Below are 3,872 nucleotides of genomic sequence, written 5' to 3'. Positions count from 1 at the left end.
TATTTCGAGGCGATGTCGTCCCTGACCGCCACCTGCGCGGGCGCATCGTCGGCACCCTGTCGGGGGGCGAGCGGATGCGCGTCCTGCTGGCCCGCGCGCTCGCCACCGAGGCGCCCCTGCTGCTCGCCGACGAGCCGGTCGCCGCCCTCGACCCCGGCCACCAGCTCGCCTGCATGACCCTGCTGCGCGACACCGTCCATGGTGGGAACGGAGGCGGGCGCGGCGTGGTGGCGGTGCTGCACGACCTGACGCTCGCCGCCCGCTTCTGCGACCGGCTGATCCTTCTGGCGGACGGCGGCGTGCTGGCCGATGGGCCGCCCGGACGGGTGCTGACCGACGAGACCCTGCGCGCCGCCTACGGCATCGCCGTCCACCGCTTCGAGGCCGGCGGCGAATCCCTTCTGCTTCCGTGGCACAGCCTGCCACCCCCGCATTCCGCAACGGAGACGACCCGATGACCGACGCCCTCACATCCCTGCTGCGCGACGCGCTGAACGACCCGGCGACCGGCTGGAGCCTCGGTGCCTTCGGCGCCATCGCGGAGTTCATCCGGAGCCCGGACGAACCCGCCGTCCTGCGCGGCGATGGCCCGGACCTGGAGGTGCGGACCGCCCGCGGCGGGCTGCGCGTCCGTCCCGGCCCGGCGATCCGCCCGGTACCCTACCGGACGCGCGACGGCGGCCTCGCCGTCGCCCTGTGCCTGCCCCGCCACGCCGGGTCCATGACGCAGCGCCGCGTGGTGACGGAGCTGGGTCCCGACCGCGAGGCCATCGCCGGGGCGGACCGCGGCGCCCTGCTGTTCGATTTGGGGCTTGGGCTGTTCCAGACCGACGTCTGCGTCCGCAGCGCCGATTCCGCCACCATCGCCCGCCTGCGCGCGGTGGTTGGAACGGAGCTTCTGGCGCCGGGCAATCCCCTGCCGCCCGACCTGCCGGCGCTCAGCCCGGAACGTGTCTTCGTCGGCCCCTTCGGAAGAATCGAGGTCAGCCAGCCGATCCCGCCGCCCGATGGCCGCAGCCCGGAGGGTCCGCACACCCACGTCCTGCCAAAGCTGCTGGCCCACGGGCGGACCCACGCGGCGACCGTCCCGATCCCGGACGGCTGGGTTCCCAGCCTCTACCTGTCGCCGCCCGCCGCGTCCCGCGCCGCGTGGGAGCGGCTGGGGCGCTGAGTTCCGGTCCCCCTCCCAACCTCTCCCCCCGCTTCGCAGGGGGAGGGGCTTGTTCCCTCCCCGGCGCGGTGGGGAGGGTTTAGGGAGGGGGCAACGCGGCTGACGGCGCGCTGCGCAGGGCGTTCAGCAAAATCCCGATGGTCGTGCCGTTGTGCAGGACGGCGGTGCCGACCGGGGACAGCAGGCCCAGCGCCGCCGCACCCAGGATCGCGCTGTTCAGCCCGACCGTCAGGTGATAGTTCCGGGCGATCAGGGCCATGGCGGCGTTCGCCGTCTCCTTGGCGTCGGCCACCCGCTCGATCCGGTCCTCCAGAAGCGCCACGTCGGCGGTCAGGCGGGCGATGTCCGCCCCCTTCTGCATGGCGATGCCGACATGGGCGCCGGCCAGCGCCGGGGCGTCGTTGATGCCGTCGCCCACGAAGGCGATGCGCGCCCCCCCGCGGCTGAGATCCTCGATGATGCGGGCCTTGTCGGCGGGCAGCAGGTCGGCGTGGAAGCCGTCCAGATGCAGCGCCGCGGCCAGTTCGGCGGCGCGGTCGCGGTGGTCGCCGGTCAGCATCAGCACCCGCTTCACCCCGGCCCGCCGCAGCCGCGCGATGGTCGCCGCACTGGCCGCGCGCACCGTGTCCTTCAGCGCCAGAACGCCGACCAGAACCCCGCCGAAACCGATGAACAGCAGCGTCTTGCCGTCGCGGTGCAGACCGTCGATGGCGTCGCGGTGGGCCGTGGTGTCGATCCCCTCGTCGTCCTCGATGAAGTGGCGCGAGCCGACGACGATGCGCTTGCCGTCGATGACGCTGGCCACCCCGTGGGCGACGATGAACTTCACCTCCTGATGGTCGAAGTGGCGGTTGTGGGTTTCCCGGGCGGCGGCGACCACGGCCATCGCCAGCGGGTGGAAGTAATGCTCCTCCACCGACGCGGCCAGACAGATCAGGTCGTCGGGGCTGAAGGACGGGTCGAAGGCGAGGGAATCGGTGACCTGGAGATCGCCGGTGGTCAGGGTGCCGGTCTTGTCGAAGATCACCGTGTCGGCCTGGGCCAGCCGTTCCAGCGCGTTGGCGCCCTTGATGAGGATGCCCGCCTTGCCCGCCCCGTACATGGCCGACTTGAAGGCCACCGGGGTCGCCAGCTTCAGCGCGCAGGAATAGTCCGCCTGGAGCACCGACGCCGCGCTGCGCCAGTTGCCGGTCATCAGGAAGGACCCGCCGGCCAGCTTCAGCACCGTGGGCACCAGCCGGTCGGCCAGCCGCGCCGCGTCGAGTTGCGCCTCGCTTTTGGCGGTCAGCGACTGCTCGACGTAATCGGCGATGCGGGCGGCGGCGGTGTGGCTGCCGACATGCTCGGCATAGACGACGAGCCGCCCCTCCTCCATCAGCGTGCCGGACAGGACGCCGGACCCGCGCTGCTTCACCACCGGAGCGCTTTCGCCGGTCATGGCGGCCTCGTTGACCGTCGCCTCCCCGCTCAGCACCGTGCCGTCCACGGGGATCACCGTTCCGGCGCCGATCACCACGCTGTCGCCGACCGCCACCGCCGCGGCGGGCACCTGGATCTCCACCCCGTCGCGCAGCACCCACACCTGATCGCTCGACGGGCGCAGCAGCCGCTTCAGCAGCGCGTCCGACCGGCGGGCGATGGACTCCTCCATGTATTCGCCGAGCGCCAGCATGAAGACGGTGGTGTTGGCCGCGGTGAAATCCTTCCGCGCCAGGGAGATCGCCACCGCCGCGGCTTCCAGCACATGGGAGTTGACGCCCTCGCGCGCGTGGATGGCCATGCCCTCCCGCAGCATCGGCATCGCGACGGCCAGCGACAGCGGCAGGCGCAACGGCATGGGCAGCAGAAAACTCCCCACCAGCGCGGCGAGGCTGCGGGCCAGCGTCGCGCCGTGGTTCTCCTCCCCCGCCGCTCCCTCTGCCGCCGGGGCGGGCGGTGCCGGCTCGGGGATCGGCAGGGCGGCCAGCGCATGGCACAGGACCACGGCGTCGGTTTGCGCGGAATCGTAGCGGACGGCCAAGGATTGCGCGGCGCGGCTGACCCGGACGGACGTCACGCCGGCGACCGCCTCCACGATCCGGCGCAGGGTCGGCTCGTCGGCGGGGGTGCCGGGACGGCAGGCGTAGCGCAGCCGGATGCGCCCCGGAACCCGATGGACCGGCTCCAGCCGCAGGAACCAGGGAAGGCCGTTCATGGCGCTCCGGCCTGCTCCGCCTCCAGTTCGGCCTGGAGATCGGCGGCCTGCTCCTTCATCTCGGCGAGGCCGCCGGCGAGGCTGCCGTACAGCTTCAGGCCGGACTTCATGATCTTGCCGCGCAGTTCCTCGTCGGACAGCACATAGGCCGCCGCCGCCCCGACCAGAAGCCCGACCAGGAACTGTTCGGACCGCCGCGCCGGCAGCAGGCCGGCCAGCCCGCCGAACAGCCCCTGCCCCTGGGCCATGCCGGCGCCCGCGGGCGCGCCGTTGGCGGCCATGGCGGCGGCGTACTGGCGCTGCTGCTTCTTCAGCTTCTTCAGCGCCTTCTTGGTCTTCTTAGCCATGGGTGTCCTCGTCGTTCGGCAGGGTTTCCGCCGGATTCAGCAGATGTTCGATGACGGCCACGCCCGCCGCCCCGGCGGCGACCGCCAGCGCAAGGCGCGCGTAGTCGCGGTCGCGCAGGGCGGCGGCGGCGGCGCTGGCGGCGGCCAGCGCGGCACCGCC

The 3,872-nt window shown here is 72.8% G+C and carries 4 protein-coding genes; 2 read left to right on the top strand and 2 right to left on the bottom strand.

Features of this window, described 5'->3' with window-relative positions:
* Together QSG27_RS28015 and QSG27_RS28010 are read left to right on the top strand one after the other, a co-directional pair.
* Positions 1-458 (top strand): ATP-binding cassette domain-containing protein (locus tag QSG27_RS28015; protein WP_306712019.1); only part of this gene is annotated, 458 nt, incomplete at its 5' end.
* Complete coding sequence (locus QSG27_RS28010) at positions 455-1,171, top strand: DUF6925 family protein (RefSeq protein ID WP_306712017.1); 717 nt, start codon at positions 455-457, stop codon at positions 1,169-1,171. The genes QSG27_RS28015 and QSG27_RS28010, both read left to right, overlap by 4 nt.
* A 79-nt stretch (positions 1,172-1,250) precedes the next feature.
* On the opposite strand, the gene QSG27_RS28005 is transcribed toward QSG27_RS28010, so the two are convergent.
* A complete protein-coding gene (locus QSG27_RS28005; RefSeq protein ID WP_306712016.1) occupies positions 1,251-3,365 on the bottom strand; it encodes a heavy metal translocating P-type ATPase in 2,115 nt (704 codons plus the stop codon).
* Positions 3,362-3,712: a YtxH domain-containing protein gene (locus QSG27_RS28000; protein ID WP_306712015.1), complete on the bottom strand. Its 351-nt coding sequence runs from the start codon at positions 3,710-3,712 to the stop codon at positions 3,362-3,364. Before QSG27_RS28000 ends, QSG27_RS28005 begins: the two co-directional genes overlap by 4 nt.
* Positions 3,713-3,872: the final 160 nt, after the last annotated feature.

This window comes from Azospirillum isscasi (assembly GCF_030849505.1).
Lineage (GTDB): Bacteria > Pseudomonadota > Alphaproteobacteria > Azospirillales > Azospirillaceae > Azospirillum > Azospirillum isscasi.
Note: the sequence above shows the minus strand (reverse complement) of the source record. Positions and strands in the feature narration are given on the sequence as shown.